Genomic DNA, 19065 nt, shown 5'->3' with positions numbered 1-19065 from the left:
GGGGCGTCAAGTCCTTGTCGCCCTTCGGTTCGGCTCTCGAGCATCGTCGGCCAGATCCAGGCCTTGAGGCGCGGCGGTTCACTGACATCCTGAGGTCGGCGGCCTGGCCGGCGGCTACAGTCGGCCAAGACCGGACCTTCCGCAACGCCCTCCAATCGAGCCATCGTGACGACATCGACGTTCCACTTCACCTTCGAAAGTGACTGGCGCACGGCGCCCATGGCGTACTGGGTCCATGTCCCCGACACGTCGGGGGCATGGGTGCCTCCCGCGCCCGTCGCCATCCCGCACAGGGGCTTCCCAGCGCTTCGTGTCGAGGCAGGCGAGCACGAACTCGTGTTTTCGTCGCCGGCGCAGGTGGCCCACTGCATCGAAGTCCTGTCCACAAGACCATTGCCGACCTCACGGCAGCTGTCGCTGAAGCGTGGCACTACCGCAGGCCCGAATGGCCATTGGCTCAGCCGGCTACCTGCAGCCCTGAAATCTCCACGTAGACGGGAGCAGCTTGTGGAGCTGCTGCGGGCGGCATATGCGGCATCGGTGCAGCCCGACGGCGCCTCGTTCAAGCTGCCCCGCAAGCTCGACCGGCAATGAGGCGGCAAGGGGCAGAATCGGCCAAGACCAGACATTCAGCACGGACGTCCAACGAGGCACATGAAGACCTTCGCGATAGCTGCCATTGACGGATACCAGCGGTTCATCTCACCCTACAAGGGCTTCAGCTGCGCACATCGAGTGCGGACAGGCGGAGCTTCATGTTCGCGGTTCGCAAAGCGAGTGATTGCTCGCCTGGGCATGGTGGCCGGCGTCCGGGTCACCATCCGCCGCTTTGAAGCATGCGCCGCCTCGGCACGAGTCCTCTCCCGTGCGGAAGGCCAAGCCGCCGGGGCGCCGCCAGACGCTCCGGCTGAGGCTTGCCCGGTCTGGTCCCGCTGGGGCGCAAGGAAACTGTCAGGGTGCTGCGCGTGTTGGCCCGGCTAGGTCAGAATCCGGCCAAAAGCGGTCCCTGGCCCTCGTCTACATTACAAGCAGCAAGACCTCAGAGAACTCGCATGCGCTTCTTCCGGGTATTCCTTGCTATCGCGGCTCTGGGCGGGCTCGTGTCCGGCCCTTGGGCCCTCGATGCCGCGGCGGCCAGCAATCCGCCGCTCCACTGGCAAGACATTTCGCTGATGTTCGTTGGCTGCGCAGCCAGCCTCCCATTGATTCTTGGACTCCAGGCAGCGTTGGGCAACGACAAGGCCGTCCGTGTGGGCTGGCACTTTTTTCTGCTGGGGGCGGTCAACTTCTTTTCGACCGGAATTTCGGCCGCAGGGGTCGCGCTCGCGAGCGCCGCGATTTCACCGCATTCGCTGCTATTCCTCGCGATGGGCTCCGGGCTTCTGGTTGGTGTGGCGGTGAGCAGAGTGCTCTTCGGCTCCAAATTCGCGAAGGCCTATACGGCCGGATACGGCCAGGACCGGACCTTCCCGGTCGTCTCCCAGTACATCGGACGAGACCCATCATGGAAATTATCGACTCTGAGCCTCACGGATGGTTCTTGCTGCGGGACGGCAACGACTTGCTGCTCGACGTGAACTGCAGTTACTCGGCGGTCAGCTTTGACATGGTCGTGCGACTGACGCCGGCAGAGGCTCAAGCCTATGGCCTCGAAGGCCGACCGTTCGTCTCACGGCTCGCCGAGACCGCGCAGCGCGATGCGTTGACCGAATTCAGAAGTAGGAATGTGGCCGCCGAAATGGGCCCGAGGGTGCTCGCAACCATCATCGCTGCGCGGGGGAGCCGCGCCGCATGAGACAGAATCCGGCCAGAAGCGGAACTTCGACCTCAGCGCAGAAAAGGCGCGTGCACACTGACCTTGGGTTCGGTCAGAATCGTCGCGCTCTCCACCTCGAACTAGGACCAACTTGCCCAAGCTACCCAACCACTTGGCTGCTCTGATTGCCTTGACGACGCTGGCATCGGCCGCATCGGCCGCATCGGCTGAAGCACCTGAGCAAGAGCGATTCGATTTCGCTGTTGGACGAGTCCACGCATACGGCCTGATGACCGCTGCGACCGCGACCAAGTGCTCGGAGCTGTTCCCAGGGAGTGCTTTGGCCATTGAGGAAGCAAAAGTCCAGTGGCGGGCGCAAAACGCTAAGGCGCTTCAGGAAGCGGCTGACCAGTGGGCCGCATATGTCGAACGGGACTCGCTCCGAGCGAACCTGCCGGTCGGTGGGTACGCTCGGTATATGGAGAGAACAATTGCGTCGGAGCAGTCCCGCCTGTTTCTCGACCTTGGGGGAGCCAGCAGTTCCCGAGCACAAGCGTACTGCGCGAACTACCCATCGACGATGCGGATGATGTCAATGGAAGCGCGCTACGGCCAAGAGCTGGAGCAGATGTATCGTTGCCGCACGTCGGGCGTATGTCCCAACTTGAGGAGCAGGTAGCAAGGTCAGAATGCGGCCCAACACCGGTCACTCGCCGGCGCGGCAGAATCCGACTCGATGGCAACAACTACGGCCGGAACCAGATGACGCACCATTCCCAGCTCAGTAAGGAACTGCGCGACAGAATCATGCGCGCGGTCGCCGACAGGGAGGGCGGCTCGTTTGACCGTTTGTTCGCACTACTGATGGCAAAGCGACTCGACATCGACGAGCCATTTGCACCTCGGGTCGTGGAGGACGTATTCGAGGAAGCTAGGCGACTTGTGAAGGCGAGCCCGTCGCCGCGGGATGCACTGGACGTGCGCGACCTCTACGAATCCCTGATGCCCCATGTCCGCGTTTTGAGGGAGCAGACGGGCGACGACCGTTATTCTGAAATCTTCAGGCTGGTCTACAGACCTTGAGAAGCCACTGCCCTTGGCGGGCAGAATGCGGCCAGAACCGGACCTAGGAACTGCATGACGAACTATGACAAGTACCTTGTGGGTCTCGATGTGCCTTCGCTTCGCAAGGGCGCCAAGGAAGTTCTGATTGCGCTCGGGCAGTCACAATATGGGGACCCGGTCGACCAACGTTGCGCTTTCTGCCAAGGCAAGATTTCGGTTGAGCCGCTGACCCTTGCGGGCGAGAACAGGCCAACTTCGTGGAGGCATTCGTGCCCCTGCGGAAAGTGCAATGGCACTATGCGCGGTCTATGACCACAGATGGCCAAGAGCGGGTGTCCGACTTCTACTCGTAGACCTTGCCCCCGTACAGAATTGCTGCGCAACGAAGCCAGGGGTTGCTCAGGTCGCCATCAAAGGCCGCGACGCCGCACGCGGCAGCCGCGCCCAGGTATTCGTCAATGGTGCCGTGTTCCCAACCCAGAGCACCGGGTCCGTAGGGACGGCTCGGCGTGACTGCTTCAATCTCGCGTTCCTCTGCGAAGTCGGCCGCCAAGGCCGCAACAAATGTGCGAAACGAGGCTTCGTCTTTCACTTGGCCGAGAAGCTTGTCGAGGTCTTGCGGCATCCGATGGTCCTTGAGTTTGAGCTGTCATAGGGACTGTACCCTGACGCCAATGAACGCCCGCTTTCAGGTAGTGCCGAACTTCGGCTTAGGGCCCATCTCAGACCGTCAGCATCGACTGGTGTCCGGCAGGGTCCGCAGCGGTAGCCGTCATTTACGCCCAGTCGCCGAACTCACGCTGTCAGCCCGAATCCGGCCGTCCAGGTGCCGAGGAGTAGCCGGTATCGACGAACGGCCCAAGGCATTGGCGGCCATAGCCTCCGACTTGCCCTTGGGCGACCGTGCCGCCAACGCAACAGTCTGGCGGTGGCTGCCGGAATTGTTCAACGACACGACGATCTGTCCCTGAACGAACGAACGACCGTCGCCGCACACAGAGCACGCCTGGCTTCGCATGTGGGAATGCAATTCGGCGAGTTGCCTGTTGGCGCCAAGTTCCGATTCTTCCAGCGCGGCACCCTGCTGACGAAATCGTCCAAGGGCGGATACACCACGCCCGGCGCCGCGGAGCAGAAAGCAGCGCCCGACGTCGAGGTGATTTCCGAGGAGGACATGCCCGGCTCTGCGAATGGTGCGGTGAAGCCCGACACTGGACGACTTCGAGACCAAGGTCGGCAAGACGCCAGAACTGGCCGCCGCCCGGCAGGCGCTGCGCCGCCTTGGCCTTGTGATGCCCTGGCCACACTGAGGAGCGGGGGAGGCTGAGCAATTGTGGACGTCCGGATCGCCTGGCTAGAGCTAGAGCAGCCGGTCGTCCGGGCCCAGAATTAAAGTGGCCCGCAGCCTGGGCCCCGACTCAGCCGCCCGCTGCCGCATACGCTGCCATCATCCCGGCCAGCCGCGGATATATTCCCGTCGAGGTGTTTCCGAACAGTGGGTCCGGGCACGAGGGCGCGGCTCTGGCCACAACCTCCCAGTCCTGCGCCGTCAGAAGCAATCGCGCATGCGGCAGGATCTGTCTTTCTTCCGCGGCAAGGTGATGTCGGTAGTAGGCTAAGTACAGCGCGGCCGCCGCCTCCACCGACGCCCGCCGCACATAGGTCTGGCTGATGACCTGGTTCAGACGCGCGACCAACTCTTCGCCCGCGGCGGCGAGGACGCGATGATCCTGATGTAGGCGGTTGATCGCCAGCCGCAGCCGCGGATCCTGAGCCGCGAGGATTGTGAACGCGGCGTCTTCGCGCGGATGATGAAAGGAATCCCCGAACTCGCGCAGGTACGAGGCTATCTCGAGCATTAGGTGGTAGTCCGGACTCTCGCCGTCTCGAAATCTGGCGACTTGGTCTTCAAGAAAGCTCAGGAGCAGGGAGAAGTTCCCGTGCTCGTCATGCCATTGCGCGATCTGGCTGGTCATGTTGAACCTCCGACGATTATTTGATGCGCCTGAAAGCACTCCGCCGCTTGGCCAAACGATTCATCGATGTGTATCAGCGCATCGCTCGCTGTATCCGACGACCATCGCTGCGGCATCCGACCGCAGCTTCATTGGGGGTCGTCCTATCCGGGAATACCGAACATGACCAATTGGAGCATCGCGTTCATAAGCACCTCGTCATTCAAGCTGTCCGGATTGGTCTCGATCAGTTGCCGAGCACGAATCAGTGCTCTCCTCGCTTCCTGCGCGTAGATGCTGTCTTGCTTGCGATCCAACTCGGCAAGCATGTCGCCGATGGCGGAAGTCACAGTCGCCCGATCCATAACGAGGCTCCCGACGCGCCCAGTCAGGCGCTTGACCAAAGATACAGTTTCACATCCAGCTTGGCAGCCAGCGCCAAGTCCATGGCGACGAAGCGTGCATCACCGGCAGCCGACTATTGTGAGCAAGTAGGGGGCGACCGGCGAAGATGCTCGATTGTGCGCGCCGATTGGCCGTTCCGTTCACTGGCGAGTCCTGCGGAAGCCTGCCCCTTATCGGCTTGTATCCAAATGCAACGCACGCACTTATCCGACGCCTCTAGTTGTGCCGCGGACTGGCGTGACTGACAATTTCACCCCAGCTGGCAGAGGCGGTCCAATGGGCCCGGATCGCGCCGAAGCAGCGCGCCCCGGCGCAACACGCGACCGAGGCCTGCAGGACAGGAGACGCAACATGAGCAAGCAAGCCTCTTCGCGTGCCACCCAGCAGAACCCGCTGGACAAGGACGAACTGCGACGCATCGACGCCTGGTGGCGCGCGTGCAACTACCTCTCGGTCGGCATGATCTACCTGCGCGACAACCCCCTGCTTCGCGAGCCGCTGAAGGTGGAACACGTCAAGCATCGCCTGCTCGGGCACTGGGGCGCGAGCCCGGCTCTCTCCTTCGTGTGGGCACACCTGAACCGCGTCATCCAGCGCGACGACCAGAACGTGATCTTCATGGCCGGTCCGGGGCACGGCGCCCCGGGCGTGCTCGGCCCCGCCTACCTGGAAGGCACCTACTCGGAGGTGTACCCGGACAAGAGCGAGGACGCGGAGGGCATGGGCAAGTTCTTCAAGCAGTTCTCCTTTCCGGGCCACATCGGATCGCATGTCACGCCAGAGACACCGGGTTCGATCCACGAAGGCGGCGAACTGGGCTACAGCCTCTCGCATGCCTACGGTGCCGCGCTCGACAACCCCAAGCTCGTGGTGGCCTGTGTGGTCGGCGACGGCGAGGCCGAGACCGGTCCGCTCGCCACCGCCTGGCATTCGAACAAGTTCATCAATCCGGTGCGCGACGGCGCCGTGCTGCCGATCCTGAACCTGAACGGCTACAAGATCGCCAACCCGACCATCCTCGCGCGAATCAGCCACGAGGAGCTGGAGGCGCTCTTCGTCGGCTACGGCTACAAGCCCTATTTCGTCGAGGGATCGGACCCCGCCGAGATGCACCAGAAGATGGCCGGCACGCTCGATGCGATCTTCGCCGAGCTGCGCGACATCCGGGAGAAGGCGGGCGTGAGCGGCCGCGCCGAGCGGCCCCGCTGGCCGATGATCGTGCTGCGCACGCCCAAGGGCTGGAGCGGACCGAAGGAAATCCGGGGCCACAAGGTCGAAGGCTCCTGGCGCTCGCACCAGGTGCCTTTCTCGGACGTGCGCGAGAACCCCGCGAGCCTGGAACTCCTCGAGCGCTGGATGCACGGCTACGGGCCCGAGGCACTGTTTGATGCCGGCGGCCGTCTGGTCCCCGAGCTCAGGGCCCTCGCACCCGTGGGGCCGAGGCGCATGAGCGCCAATCCGATCGCCAACGGTGGCCTGCTGCGCCGGGCGTTGAAGCTGCCCGACTTCCGCGACTACGCAGTGGACGTCCGCGAGGCCGGCAAGGTGCTGCATGAGAACACCCGGCCGCTGGGTGAATTCCTGCGCGACACGATGCGCAACAACATGAACAGCTTCAGGTTGTTCGGCCCCGACGAGACCGCGTCCAACCGTCTGCAGGCGGTCTACGAGGTCAGCAAGAAGGTGTGGATGGCCGACCTGCTGCCCGAGGACGCGGACGGCGGCGAGCTCGCCCGCGACGGCCGCGTGATGGAGATGCTGTCCGAGCACACCTTGATGGGATGGCTGGAAGGCTACCTGCTGTCGGGCCGTCACGGCTTCTTCCACACCTACGAGGCCTTCGCCCACGTCGTCGACTCGATGTTCAACCAGCACGCGAAGTGGCTGGACATCTGCAAGAACCATGTGCCGTGGCGCGCGTCAGTTGCGTCGGAGAACATTCTCTTGTCGTCCACCGTCTGGCGCCAGGACCACAACGGTTTCTCGCACCAAGACCCCGGCTTCATCGACCTGGTGACCAACAAGAGCCCGTCGGTCACCCGCGTCTACCTTCCGCCGGATGCCAACACGCTGCTCGCGGTGGCAGACGCCTGCCTGCGCTCCACCGACTGCATCAACGTGATCGTGGCGGACAAGCAGAAGCACCTGCAGTTCACGACCATCGACGAGGCGATCGCGCACTGCGCCAAGGGCATCGGCATCTGGCAGCGCGCAAGCAGCGACGAGGGGCAGGAGCCGGACGTGGTGATGGCTTCGTGCGGCGACGTCGCGACGCAGGAGGCATTGGGGGCAACGGCGCTCCTGCGGGAGCGGGTGCCCGATCTCAAGCTGCGCTTCGTGAATGTGGTGGACCTGTTCAGGATGCAGCCGGCCAGCGAGCATCCGCACGGTTCGACCGATCGCGAATTCGACAGCCTGTTCACGCGCGACAAGCCGGTGATCTTCAACTTCCACGGCTATCCCTGGCTGATCCACAAGCTGGCCTACCGCTTTTGCAACCACGAGCACCTCCACGTGCGCGGCTACAAGGAGAAGGGCAACATCAACACGCCGATGGAGCTCGCCATTCTCAACCAAGTCGACCGCTTCAACCTCGTAATCGACGTCCTCGACCGCGTGCCGGGCCTGCAAGGCCGCACAGCGCACCTGCGGGAAGACATGAAGAACGCCATCATCGACAACCTGAATTACGCGCACACCCACGGCACCGACCGCGAAGAGGTCGCGAACTGGGTGTGGCCGGGATGAGGTGGGGTAGCAAGACATGCCCGCCGACCCCACCCCAAGCATGGTCCACGGCGGCGCCGGCGCCGCCCGACGGGGTCTGGATGCCGACGCGCTGCAGCGCGACGTTCTGGACAACCTCGTGTGCCAGCAGGCGCGCTTTCCGGCCATTGCCACCTCGCATGACTGGTACATGGCGCTGGCCTACACCGTGCGCGACCGGCTGCTGGCGCGCTGGGTCGACACGATGCAGACCGATCGCGTGCGTGACGCGCGGGTCGTGTGCTATCTCTCCGCCGAATTCCTGATCGGGCCGCAGCTCGGCAACAACCTCATCAACCTCGGCATCGAGGCGCAGGCGCGTGCCGCCATGCGCGCGCTCGGGCAGGATCTGGATGCGGTGATGGCCCTGGAGGAAGAGCCGGGCCTGGGCAACGGCGGCCTCGGCCGGCTCGCGGCCTGCTACATGGACTCGCTCGCAACGCTCGAGAAGACGGCCATTGGCTACGGAATCCGCTACGAGTTCGGCATCTTTCGTCAGGCGATCCGCGACGGCTGGCAGGTCGAGGAAACCGACAAGTGGCTGCAACAGGGCAACCCCTGGGAGATCGTGCGTCCGGATGTCGCGTTCTACGTTCGCTTCGGCGGGCATACCGAATCCGCGACCGACGCGCAGGGGCGGTATCGCGTGCGCTGGATCGCGGCCAGGCAGGTCAAAGGGGTGGCCTGCGACACGCCGGTGTCGGGCTATCGGGTCCAGCGCTGCAACACCCTGCGGTTGTGGAAGAGTGAGGCCGTCGAGTCGTTCGACCTGGCCGACTTCAATGTCGGCGACTACTACGGTGCGGTGGAGCAGAAGGTGGTTTCCGAGACGCTCTCGAAGGTGCTCTATCCGAACGACGAGCCCGACATCGGCAAGCGCCTGCGCCTGGCCCAACAGTACTTCTTCGTGTCCTGCTCGCTGCAGGACATGCTGCGCCTGCTCGATCTCAAAGGCGAGCCGATCGAGCGCTTCGCCGACGTGTTCGCGGCGCAGCTCAACGACACCCACCCTTCGATCGCGGTCGCCGAGCTGATGCGGCTCCTGGTGGACGAGCGCGAGCTCCCGTGGGACCAGGCCTGGGACATCACCTGCCGCACACTGGCCTACACCAACCACACGCTGCTGCCCGAGGCGCTGGAGACCTGGCCGCTGCCGCTGTTCCAAAGCCTTCTGCCGCGACCTCTGGAGATCATCCTGGAGATCAACCGCCGCTTCCTTGATACGGTCCGAGCGCGGCTGCCGGGCGACGAATCGCGCGTGGCCCGCATGTCCCTGATCGACGAGTCCGGCAGCCGGCGCATCCGCATGGCACATTTGGCGACCGTCGGCAGTCACGCCGTCAACGGCGTCGCGGCCCTGCATTCGACGCTGCTGCGAGAGACCGTGCTGCGGGACTTTGCCGAGCTCTGGCCCGACCGCTTCCACAACGTCACCAACGGCGTCACGCCGCGGCGCTTCCTAACCCTGTGCAACCCCGGCCTTGCGCGGCTGCTGGACGAGACGGTGGGCGAGGGGTGGGCGACGGACCTCACCCGTTTGCGGCGTCTCGAGGCGCAGGCCGACGACGCGGCTTTCCAGGAGCGGTGGCGCCAGATCAAGCGCGCGAGCAAGGAAACGCTGGCGCTGCGCATTCGCGGCGCCACCGGCATCGTCGTCGATCCTGGCGCGCTCTTCGACATCCAGGTCAAGCGCATCCACGAGTACAAGCGCCAGCATCTGAATGCGCTGTACATCGTTGCCCTGTACCAGCGTTTGCGCCGCGATCCGCAGCTTGCCCTAGCGCCGCGCTGCTTCGTCTTCGGTGGCAAAGCGGCGCCGGGCTATGCGATGGCCAAGCTGATCATCCGACTGATCAACGGCATCGCAGAAACAATCGACGACGATCCGGCCATGGAAGGACGGCTGAAAGTGGTCTTCTTCCCGAACTTCAATGTCACGAATGCCCATCACATCTATCCGGCTGCGGATCTGTCCGAGCAGATCTCGACCGCCGGCAAGGAGGCATCGGGCACCGGCAACATGAAGTTCATGATGAACGGCGCATTGACCATCGGCACGCTGGACGGGGCCAATGTCGAGATCCGTGAGGAGGCGGGCGCGGAGAATTTCTTTCTTTTCGGGCTGCGTGCGGACGAGGTGCAGCGTCTCCAGCGCGAGAGCTATCGCCCGGCGGAGTACGCGGCAGCGAACGACGAACTGCGCGACGCCTTGGACCTTATCGCCTCGGGCCATTTCTCACGCGGCGACCGCGAGGTGTTCCGCCCGCTGGTGGAGAACCTGATGCAATGGGACCACTTCTTGGTGCTCGCCGACTTCGCCGACTACATGGCATGCCAGATGCGCGTCGACGCCGCCTGGCAGGACCCGGCGCGCTGGACACGCATGTCGATTCTCAATACGGCTCGATCCGGTAAGTTCTCGTCCGATCGGGCGATCCGCGAGTACGGCGAGCGCATCTGGGCGTGAGCGCTCCTGACGATCTGCTGGAAGATTCGGTTGTCTGCCGCCCGCTCAAGGCACTTCCACTTTGCTCCAAGTCGGATCCGGATTGAAGACCTTCATTTCCCGCGCGATCGCCGCGCCATTCGGTCCCAGGTCCTTCTGGTAGAGCACGCCGTCGTGACTGACCATGAAGCTGGTCACGCCGGTATCCCCGTACCGGATCGGCCAGGCGACCAGGGCGAAGCCGGCGCGCATGCGGTTGCCGATGACGTAGTCGTAGGCGCCGCCTGGTGCATCCTTGCCCTGGGCCATCAGGATCTTGTAGTGATAGCCGTGATACCCCTCGCCCGGCTTCACGCCGCCGAACTGCGGCCCCAGAGGACTCTCGCCCTGCGCGTCGTTAGGCCAGTACAGGCCGTCGCGCTTGCCCGGTGAGCTCATGAACTTGCGTGCGTACGAGAGCACACCGTCGCCGTCGCGGTCGCGCTGCGCATATTCCTTCTGGGCATCGAAGTAGGCCAGCACCGCCTGCATGGTGGCCAGTTCGTTGCGGCCGACGCGCCGGGTGCGCATCTCGTCGGCGCCCGCGCGGGGATCGAAGCGCCAACTGCCGCCCTTCATCACCAGGGGAATGGGCAATGTCCAGCCGCCGTCGCCGACGGCCAGCACGGCCTTGGCCTGGCCGTCCGGGACGACCTTGTGGGCCTGGCCCCAGGCGGCCAGGAAGGCTTGCTGCTCGGCGCGGCCGATGTCGTCGGTCGGCAGGAAGCGCTTCCAGTCGGCGCCGAGCACCTTGCGCAGTGCGGCGTCGTCGTCGCCGGCCACCGCGTCGTGGAAGGCCTGCGCAGCCGCCTCGGCACTGGGATACGCCTGCTGCGCTCCGGCGGGTCCGGGAACGAGAAGGGTGGCGACGGCGAGCACCGCGGCAGTGGCCAGGCGGGCAGCGGATCGGCAGAGGGGCATGGGCATGGGCATGACTACTCCTGTATTTCTTGGTCTATCGGCGTCCGCCACCGCCGCGCCCGCCTCCTCCGCGGCCGCCTCCGCGCCCTCCTCCATAGCCCCCGCCGTAGCCACCGCTGTAACCGCCGCGACTGCCGCCGCCACTGTAGCCACCGCCGCCGTAGCCGCCGCGCCCGCCCGACGGCTGCGACATCTGCCGGCTGGCGTTGCCGCGGTCGATCTGCTGTCGCGCCTGGCCGGCGTTGCCCGCGCCGCTGAAGGCGTTGTCACCGCGTGCGCCGCCTTGCGCGCCGACGCGCGACAGCCCGTCATTGCCACCGAATCCTCCCTGGCCCCGCGCGGCTGCGTCGGCGCGCTGCCGCGCGGCCGGATCGTTGCGCAGTTCCGCGCGGCCGGCGCCCGGGTCCATGCCGCGCTGCTGCAACGCGGACTGCGCCTGTTGCCGCTGTGCGTCGCGACCGCGGAAATCGGCGCGGTTCTCCGCCCCCGGCACGTTCTTGCCGAACTGCTGCTGGCTGCGGCTGTCGCGGTAGGGCACGCCGCGCCGGTTCTGGGCGTTGTGCTGGAAGCGATTTTGATTGGCGCTGATTTGCCGGTTGGTGTTGATGCTGTTGTAGCGGTTCGTGTTGATGTTGATGTCGCCGCCGCCCCAGTTGCAGTTGCCCCAGAGCGCGCCCACGGCCGCCACGCCGATTCCGAAGGCGATGCCCGAGGCCAGCGCGGCGCCGGGATAGTAGCCGGGGTAATACATCGCCGACGGATACCAGTAGTACGGCGGGTAGGCCGGATAGGGCCAGGTGCCGTACACCACCGCCGGGTTGTAGAGCGGCACGTAGACTGTCTCCGGACTGGCGGGCTCGATGGTGATCGCCTCTTGCTGGACGGTCACGGTCTGCTGCTCGGTCGACTTCAGGTTGCCGCTGTCGCGCGCCCGGGCCCGCAGCCGCTGGGCGGAGTCGAGCACGTCTTTCGATGATGCGAGGAAGGCGTCGCCCAGGTTCTGTACCCAGTCCGGCTTGTCGCCCATGCCCTGCAGCACCTGCGGGAAGGCCGCTAGCGATTTCACGCTGGGGTCCCAGGGTTGGTTCTCGACCGCGCGCACGGCGGCGTCGCCGGATTGCTGGGGATTCGCCTTCGACCACTTCGCGGCCTCGGCCACGTCGGCCGGGTAGGTCGACGCCATCAGCACCTGCGACAGCAGCGAGTCCGGATACAGCGCGATGGGCGCCATCAACTGGTCGATCTGGGCCTGATTGAAGGTGCCGTCTGCCGCCGGCGCCGTAGGCACCGTGGCGGCGGAGGTCGCCGGTCTGGGCGTTGTGGTGGTTGTGGTCGTCGTAGTGACGCGCGCCGGTTGCTGCACCGCCACAGGAACTGGGTAGACGCATCCACCGAGAAGCATGGCGAGCGCGAGCGCGGAGGTCAGCAAATGCGGGGGAGAGTCGCCCACGCGGGCGGCCCCCTCAGGGGGTGCCAGCTTGGCGCGCGGCTCGAGGGCGTCAACCAGTCCAATCCTCATGTCCAGATCTCCTCGTCGTCGGGCGCGTCCGCCCAATGACGCGTTGTACCTCCGGAACTCACTGCCGTCGAGGTCTGACGTCTCGACGGCTTGGCCGCACTCGGTTCCAGCGGGGCCTTTCGTCGCAAGAGATCACCCATGCCCCTGCACAATCAATGATGCGCCTGCTGTTGCACGCCCTACTTGACGCGCGGCAGTCTTGTGGATTCCAGAACCATCAGGAGGGCGGTCGCCGGCATCGGGGAATCCGCTCAATCGAAAAAGCGGTGCCTTGGCCTCCCCTACCAGCGCCGGAGACCGCCCTAAACTGTATCGAGGATGCCAACCATGAGACCTGTTGCCATTCGCAGGAAAGTTAGTTCAAAAGGGGTTTCTGGTGTGTCTACGCTGCCGCATCCTCGCCAGGACAGCCGTACCATTGATCAATGAAGTCCCGCGCCTGCGCATACAGCGCGAGGCTGGCGCCGGGTCCGTCTACGCGCGACGACATCAGCACGACTCGGAAACTGTGATTGCCCAACCGGGAGAGATCAGCGAGCCCAGAGATCGACTCGTCTTCAGGAGTTGCTTCCAACCGGATCAGCCACCCGCGGTACTCGAGACTACTGCCATGGTCCAAATTCATACAAGCTGGTTCCAAATTTGCGCGCGCGAGAAACATCGGGTCGTCCCATGGCGATGTGCTGAACATGTGCCGCGGTGTGGGTTCTGTCCCCACCACGTCAAGACTCGTTCCATGACGATGGCGCGTGCGTCGCCATGGAGGGAGCCACATGGCCTTGCCCAGTCAACTATCGAACGCTCAACGCCCCCCAGAGCTCATCGAGGGTGTAGGGCTTGAGAAGCAACGCGAACTCGCCACTCCCCGGCCCCGCGGTTGCTTCCGGATTGCCTGTCGTCAGAACGATAGGCAATCCAGGCCGTCGACGCCTGATCTCGCGGACCAGTTCCAGACCGCCCATACCGCCCGGGAGCATCAGGTCCGCGAGGACGATGTCGATGTCTCGCGCGTTGGCCAGCGCCCCCAGGGCAGCGGTCGAACTGGCCGCGTGGAGGATCGTGAAACCCAGTTCGCTGAGCATCTCGCGTGTCAACGCCGCTACTTCGACGTCATCTTCCACGAGCAGGACATGGCCGCGGCCAAGCGCCTTCCGAGGATCGGCTCCGCTTGCGGCATCGACCGCCACCACGGGTCGCTGCAGCGAGCGGGGCAAGAGCAAGGTGACGACGGTGCCGACGCCGACGCGGCTGTCGAGCGTGAGCCGGCCTCCTGACTGCTGCACGAAACCATACACCTGTGGCAAACCCAAGCCCGAGCCTTTGCCGACGTCCTTCGTGGTGAAGAAGGGCTCGAACACATGGGACTGGACTTCGGGGGACATGCCGCAGCCTTTGTCCTCCACCGATAGCCGAACGAAATTTGCGAAACCGCCGTCCTCGCCCACTTCGGATACGTTGTTCGCGGTGATCCTGATCGCGCCACCAACGGGCATGGCATCCCGCGCATTCACGCACAGGTTCAGTATGGCCAACTCCAGTTCTCCAGCATCGACCTCGACCGGCCAAAGGTCAGGGGCGAGTTCCATCTCGACTGCGATGTCACCGCGCAGAGATCTCGTCACCAGGTCGCGCGTGAGCGCCAGGTGCGCAGCCAGGTCGATCGTCTCAAGATTGGGCGTGCGTCTGCGTGAGAAGGACAGGAGCTGGCGCGTCAATCCGCTTCCGCGTGCGACGGCACGGCGCAGGCTGGCATATACCCGCTGCCGCTGCTCTGCGGATACATCGCGTTCTAGCACTTGAAGACCATTGGCAAAGACGGCAAGCAGGTTGTTAAAGTCGTGAGCGACGCCGCCCGTCAATTGGCCGAGCGATTCCATTTTTTGCGACTGCCGAAGCATGTCCTGAGCCAGGCGTAGCCGCTCTTGGTCCCGGACGCGCTCGGTGACGTCATAGACAAATTGGTACGCCCCTATCTGTTGCCCGTCGGCACCCAGCAAGATGTTGTAGCGCATCTCGTAGGACCGGCGATCCCGGTCAGGATCGCCGAACTCCGCAATCTCTACGAACTCCTCACCCGCAAGGGCCCGCGACCACACAGCCCTGACTGCCGCCTGATGCTCTGGTTGCGATGCGAGCAACTCGAGCATGCTGGATCCGACGCGGGGCCGTACGCCGAATATGCGTTCGAACTCGTTTGCCGCCGCTTGGTTGATCGCGAGCCAGCGGTACTCGAGATCGGCCACCTGGACAAAGGCGTTCATGCCTTCGACGATGTCGGCCAGGAGCTTGCGCTCGGCCAGCGACGCGCTCACACGCCGTTCAAGCGTCTCGTTGAGTTCGCGAAGCGCGCGTTCGGCCAGCACCCGGCCGGTGCTTTCGCAGACGGCGCAGAACATGCCGGCGACCTTGCCGCTGTCGTCGTGCACGGGCGAATAGGAGAAGGTGAACCAGGTCTGCTCGTCGTAGCCCTTGCGGTTCATCACCAGCGGCAGGTCTTCGTGAAAACTGGCATTTCCGCTCATGGCCGCATCGATCAGCGGAGCGATGTCCGTCCAGATTTCTGTCCAGATGTCCTTGAAGCGCCGGCCCAGCGCCCGTGGGTGCTTCGCGCCCAGGATCTCGGCGTAGGAATCGTTGTAGATGAAGCCGAGTTCCTCGCCCCAGGCGACAAACATGGGGAACTGGGACTGCAAAAGCAGGTCGACGACCGTGCGCAATGCTTGAGGCCACTGTTCCGGTTGCCCGAGAGGCGAATCGGACCAGTCGTGACTACGCATCAGGGCGCCCATGCGTCCGCCGCCTCGAGGGAAGTGCGTGTCCAGGACGGCGTGTGTACTCATAGGTCGGATGGAGACGAAACGCTAAGCATATTTGCGAGACACGGCGTCTGGCCCCTCCATGAGGGAGGGGGATGAGGAAGGGCTGAATTCGCGGGACGTCTCCGACATCAGGGAACACAACTTCAACGAGCATGCGCGCCAAAAAGACCTCCCCATGGGATCTGGGCGCTCGGTTCCGACTGAGCCTCGCTGGCCCTCTTCAGCCCAGGCCGCGGCCCAAAAAAACAGCGAAACTATCACCAGGAAAGCTGAATCGGACTTGAACGGGGGCCATGGAATCGACGGCGTCACGAAGCCGTCCAACCCTTGAGCCATTGCACTTCGGCGTGCACAATGCTTTGACTAGGCAACTGCAGAGGTAGTGAACATGGACAAGCGATCGTTCCTGGCCACGGTACTTCTGGCCGCTTTCGCAACGGGGTGTACTACCACCTCAAAGACCGGGGCTGACCCGGCGGCGAAGCGAGCCAGCATCGATGCGTCGGTCGATGCCGCACTTTCCAAGCTCTACGCTCAGGCGCCGGGCTCGCGCGAAATGACGGGCAAGGCGAAGGGCGTGCTGGTGTTTCCGGCGGTGGTTTCGGCCGGGCTGGGGGTGGGCGGCTCCTACGGGCAGGGCGCATTGCGCGTGGGTGGCAAGACCGATAGCTACTACAGCACCACGGCGGCATCGGTCGGCTTGCTGGCCGGGGCGGACTCCAAGGCGGTCTTCGTGCTCTTCATGACTCAGGAATCGCTGGACAAGTTCCGCACGAGCAGGGGCTGGACGGCGGGCGCGGATGCTTCGGTCACCATGCTGAAGATTGGCGCTTCGGCTGCAGTCGATACGCAGACCATGCAGCAACCCGTCGTGGGATATGCGCTCAGCAACGCGGGCCTGATGGCCAACCTCAGTCTCGACGGCACCAAGGTCAACAAGCTCGACTTTTGATTCGCCCAAGACGGCTCTCTCCGTCGCTCGGTCATGGGCGGAACCAGCTATTTCCTACTACCAGATACACCGCCGTGGTGCCTGGGCTGCGAGCCACGTCGATGCCCACATCCAGACCGAACTTGCGTGCCAGCTCGTAGCGGAAGCCGAAACCGCCGCTGCCCACGTTCTGCGTGGCGGAAAAATTCTCGCCGGTGGTGCGTGTTGTCCCACCCCCGCCGAACAAGACACCGCTCTAGCGGCCAAAGAAACGCCAACGCCCCTCCACTTCGAGGGAGGCCACCTGGTCGCCCTGGTAGCGCATCGCGGGGACGCCACGCAGTTGGACGAACGGCCGCAAGAAGAAGGGGGTGCCGTCGGACGACCAGGCATAGCTTCCCCGCACGCCCAACGTGACGCCACGTGCCAATGGCTGCCAGCCCATCACGATCTGCTGGAAGCGCTCGAAGTCATCGGTCGAGCCCAAGGCCTCGCGTGAAGCCAGCCAGGACGTTTCGGCATAGATGCCGCGCGTGGGCGTGAAGATGTTGTCCCGCGTGTCGTACTCGAGGATGGCGGTCGGCGCGGAGATCTTCACGCGGACACTGTCTGCCGGACCGGCAGGCTGGGGCCCCTCGCGCAGCTTCGGGTCGACGTCGGCAAAGACGTAGCGCATGCCGATCGCCCACGGCGACTTCGGCGCGAGCTGCCAATTGACCTGTGCGACGGCGCCTGCGAACTGCAGCGAGTAGCGCACCTTCTGGTCCAACGATGGCAAGCCGGGGCCCAGGCCGTAGAAGTCGAGGTTGACCTGTCCGGTCGCGGCGCCGACCAGCGTGCGCAGGCGCCCGTCCATCCAGCGGCTGGCGTCCCCCGCGAACGCACCTTTCGTCCCGTTCTCGGTGGCGAATGCCCCGATGCCCGAGATGTCGGGGCGCGCCCAACCTTCCTCACCCGCTTCCTTGCGTGGCCGCAGGAACATGCCGGCGGCGCCGCCGCCATAGCCGACGGCCGGCTCCGTCACGACGATCGGGATCGGCAGGAAACCATGGGGATTCTCGAGGAAGCTGCTCAGGTCGAAGGTGCCATCCTCGGGATCGAAGAACCGTTCGCGATCTCGTGGCGCGGGCTCTTTCATGGTCTCTGAAGTTGGCGCACCCTTATCGCGCAGAGGATCGGGCGAGGCCTGAGCGGCGACTTCCGCCGAAGCGACCATGGCAAGTGCAGAAAGCAGGGCGTGCGGCAGCAAACGCATCATTGAATGTCCAGACGGGGTGTGGAAACGTCGCGACGAATCCTCATTTGAACCGAGCAGTGCCAAAGCGTCGAGATTCGAATTCTCGGCTGGCATCAGAACGACCCAAGAGCTGCTGATCCCGACGACGGGAGCTGCGGCTGACTCTTGCTGAGACGATCGGAACTACTTGCGCGAGCAACCCGCTCAGGAGGGCTCCGCCCTCCTGAGCGCGGTAGCATGGCCCTATGCGACATGAACCAATCAAGCTGGGACCTTGGGTGCCGTTGCGCAACTCACCGCAGCGGTCAGGGACATACGAACTGCTCCATACGGCCTTTAGATGTTTCGCACACTGGGATGGACGTATTTGGACCGCTGACGCTCAGGATCATGGGCTTTTCACATGCAACCTTGGCGATCTACGGACTGCGACACACTGGCGGGGCCTGACCAGGGACGCGCGGGGCAGTCGCATCTAAGTTATAGCTGGCCGCCTCGGTGGCATCGACTGATCTCTCGGCCCACGGGATGTACGATCTTCGTTGGCAACGCGCCTTGGCTTCGCCGCGTGGAATGCGAGGGCGCGGGTTGAGGAACGTGGTCTTGATCGCGCAGAGTACGGCCCTTCGCGCGTTACCGGCATGATCTCGAATTGGAAGGGGCGCTGCGTTTAGTGTCGCATCACAACAGCGCGAGTTGCCACCCCGTCGCTCTGGCAGATGTCTCGAACCTTGAGACCGACGAGGTCCCAGCCGCAACTTGCCTTCGATCCCGCGGTTGACGAGGGCAAGCTCGCGCACACGGAGCGCCAAAATGGCCTTAATCTAAACGGAGCCGCCTGCCCGACGATCTGCGGCAGGCGAAGGGGAGCGGCAACGACATCGCTTTCCCGCGGCGTTTCAGGGCACGTCTCGAACGTCGCTGAAGCCGAGTCCATTCGACGAAATGAGGCTGACGGCATGCCTTGAGACATTCTCTCCACATGCGAACGTCCGGGTGACGACATGGTGCCCGGCGAGCCGAACTCGGCCCTTGATTTGATGGAGCTTCGGACATCGCCATGACTCCCGCTCCGGCGGGGCGTTCGCCGAAGCGCCAGTCCGAGTTGTAGATCATGGTGGGAGCGAAGTTCATGAGCGGGTTGGGCATGACGCGCTACTGTCTATTGGGCTCTCAGCGTGGGCCGAATTCGAAGGCCGCTCCGAG

At 64.3% G+C, this 19065-nt stretch carries 16 protein-coding genes; 8 read left to right on the top strand and 8 right to left on the bottom strand.

The features are described 5' to 3' along the window. Nucleotides 1–165: 165 nt before the first annotated feature. The 5 genes from QTI33_RS32040 to QTI33_RS32025 all read left to right on the top strand — a co-directional run bounded on the left by QTI33_RS32040 (nucleotide 166) and on the right by QTI33_RS32025 (nucleotide 2839). Nucleotides 166–594, top strand: a complete 429-nt coding sequence (locus tag QTI33_RS32040) for a hypothetical protein (protein ID WP_286510614.1) — start codon at nucleotides 166–168, stop codon at nucleotides 592–594. A gap of 60 nt (nucleotides 595–654) precedes the next feature. Beyond that, nucleotides 655–981 (top strand): membrane protein insertion efficiency factor YidD, encoded by a 327-nt coding sequence (yidD, locus tag QTI33_RS35225; protein ID WP_353506369.1) that lies wholly within the window; start codon nucleotides 655–657, stop codon nucleotides 979–981. A gap of 71 nt (nucleotides 982–1052) precedes the next feature. Then, entirely contained in the window at nucleotides 1053–1577 is a 525-nt protein-coding gene (locus QTI33_RS32035) for a hypothetical protein (RefSeq protein WP_286510613.1), read from the top strand. Beyond that, nucleotides 1562–1795, top strand: coding sequence for a hypothetical protein (locus QTI33_RS32030; RefSeq protein WP_286510612.1), 234 nt, complete (start codon nucleotides 1562–1564; stop codon nucleotides 1793–1795). Before QTI33_RS32035 ends, QTI33_RS32030 begins: the two co-directional genes overlap by 16 nt. A 723-nt stretch (nucleotides 1796–2518) precedes the next feature. Continuing rightward, nucleotides 2519–2839 carry a hypothetical protein gene (locus QTI33_RS32025; RefSeq protein WP_286510611.1) on the top strand — a complete coding sequence of 107 codons (321 nt, stop codon included), beginning with the start codon at nucleotides 2519–2521 and terminating at the stop codon, nucleotides 2837–2839. Nucleotides 2840–3164: 325 nt separating this feature from the next. On the opposite strand, the gene QTI33_RS32020 is transcribed toward QTI33_RS32025, so the two are convergent. The 3 genes from QTI33_RS32020 to QTI33_RS32010 form a co-directional block, all read right to left on the bottom strand. Then, a complete protein-coding gene (locus QTI33_RS32020) occupies nucleotides 3165–3446 on the bottom strand; it encodes a hypothetical protein (protein ID WP_286510610.1) in 282 nt (93 codons plus the stop codon). Between the two features lie 793 nt (nucleotides 3447–4239). After that, complete coding sequence (locus QTI33_RS32015; protein ID WP_286510609.1) at nucleotides 4240–4797, bottom strand: hemerythrin domain-containing protein; 558 nt, start codon at nucleotides 4795–4797, stop codon at nucleotides 4240–4242. Nucleotides 4798–4940: 143 nt separating this feature from the next. After that, complete coding sequence (locus tag QTI33_RS32010; RefSeq protein WP_286510608.1) at nucleotides 4941–5126, bottom strand: hypothetical protein; 186 nt, start codon at nucleotides 5124–5126, stop codon at nucleotides 4941–4943. Nucleotides 5127–5532: 406 nt separating this feature from the next. On the opposite strand from QTI33_RS32010, the gene QTI33_RS32005 reads away from it, so the two are divergent. Further along, nucleotides 5533–7929, top strand: coding sequence for a phosphoketolase family protein (locus QTI33_RS32005; protein ID WP_286510607.1), 2397 nt, complete (start codon nucleotides 5533–5535; stop codon nucleotides 7927–7929). Between the two features lie 16 nt (nucleotides 7930–7945). Beyond that, a complete protein-coding gene (locus tag QTI33_RS32000) occupies nucleotides 7946–10414 on the top strand; it encodes a glycogen/starch/alpha-glucan phosphorylase (RefSeq protein WP_286510606.1) in 2469 nt (822 codons plus the stop codon). Between the two features lie 45 nt (nucleotides 10415–10459). Here QTI33_RS32000 and QTI33_RS31995 read toward each other — a convergent pair whose 3' ends face one another. From QTI33_RS31995 to QTI33_RS31980, 4 genes are all read right to left on the bottom strand, one after another. Further along, nucleotides 10460–11359: a DUF2950 domain-containing protein gene (locus QTI33_RS31995; protein ID WP_353506368.1), complete on the bottom strand. Its 900-nt coding sequence runs from the start codon at nucleotides 11357–11359 to the stop codon at nucleotides 10460–10462. A gap of 28 nt (nucleotides 11360–11387) precedes the next feature. Next, the gene (locus tag QTI33_RS31990) at nucleotides 11388–12641 is read right to left on the bottom strand and encodes a DUF3300 domain-containing protein (protein WP_286510604.1); all 1254 of its coding nucleotides are present in this window, start codon (nucleotides 12639–12641) and stop codon (nucleotides 11388–11390) included. 613 nt (nucleotides 12642–13254) lie between these two features. Next, nucleotides 13255–13563 (bottom strand): hypothetical protein, encoded by a 309-nt coding sequence (locus tag QTI33_RS31985; RefSeq protein ID WP_286510603.1) that lies wholly within the window; start codon nucleotides 13561–13563, stop codon nucleotides 13255–13257. Nucleotides 13564–13663: 100 nt separating this feature from the next. Beyond that, nucleotides 13664–15661: a PAS domain-containing protein gene (locus QTI33_RS31980; protein ID WP_286510602.1), complete on the bottom strand. Its 1998-nt coding sequence runs from the start codon at nucleotides 15659–15661 to the stop codon at nucleotides 13664–13666. A gap of 418 nt (nucleotides 15662–16079) precedes the next feature. Here QTI33_RS31980 and QTI33_RS31975 point away from each other — a divergent pair, with 418 nt between their 5' ends. Beyond that, nucleotides 16080–16643: a BPSL1445 family SYLF domain-containing lipoprotein gene (locus QTI33_RS31975; RefSeq protein WP_286510601.1), complete on the top strand. Its 564-nt coding sequence runs from the start codon at nucleotides 16080–16082 to the stop codon at nucleotides 16641–16643. 235 nt (nucleotides 16644–16878) lie between these two features. Here the strand turns inward: QTI33_RS31975 and QTI33_RS31970 are convergent, their stop codons facing one another. Further along, nucleotides 16879–17880 carry a BamA/TamA family outer membrane protein gene (locus QTI33_RS31970; RefSeq protein ID WP_286510600.1) on the bottom strand — a complete coding sequence of 334 codons (1002 nt, stop codon included), beginning with the start codon at nucleotides 17878–17880 and terminating at the stop codon, nucleotides 16879–16881. Nucleotides 17881–19065 lie beyond the last annotated feature (1185 nt).

It is taken from the genome of Variovorax davisae (assembly GCF_030316845.1).
Lineage (GTDB): Bacteria > Pseudomonadota > Gammaproteobacteria > Burkholderiales > Burkholderiaceae_C > Variovorax > Variovorax davisae.
The sequence above is the reverse complement of the archived record's forward strand: the minus strand, read 5'-3'. Positions and strand labels throughout refer to the sequence as shown.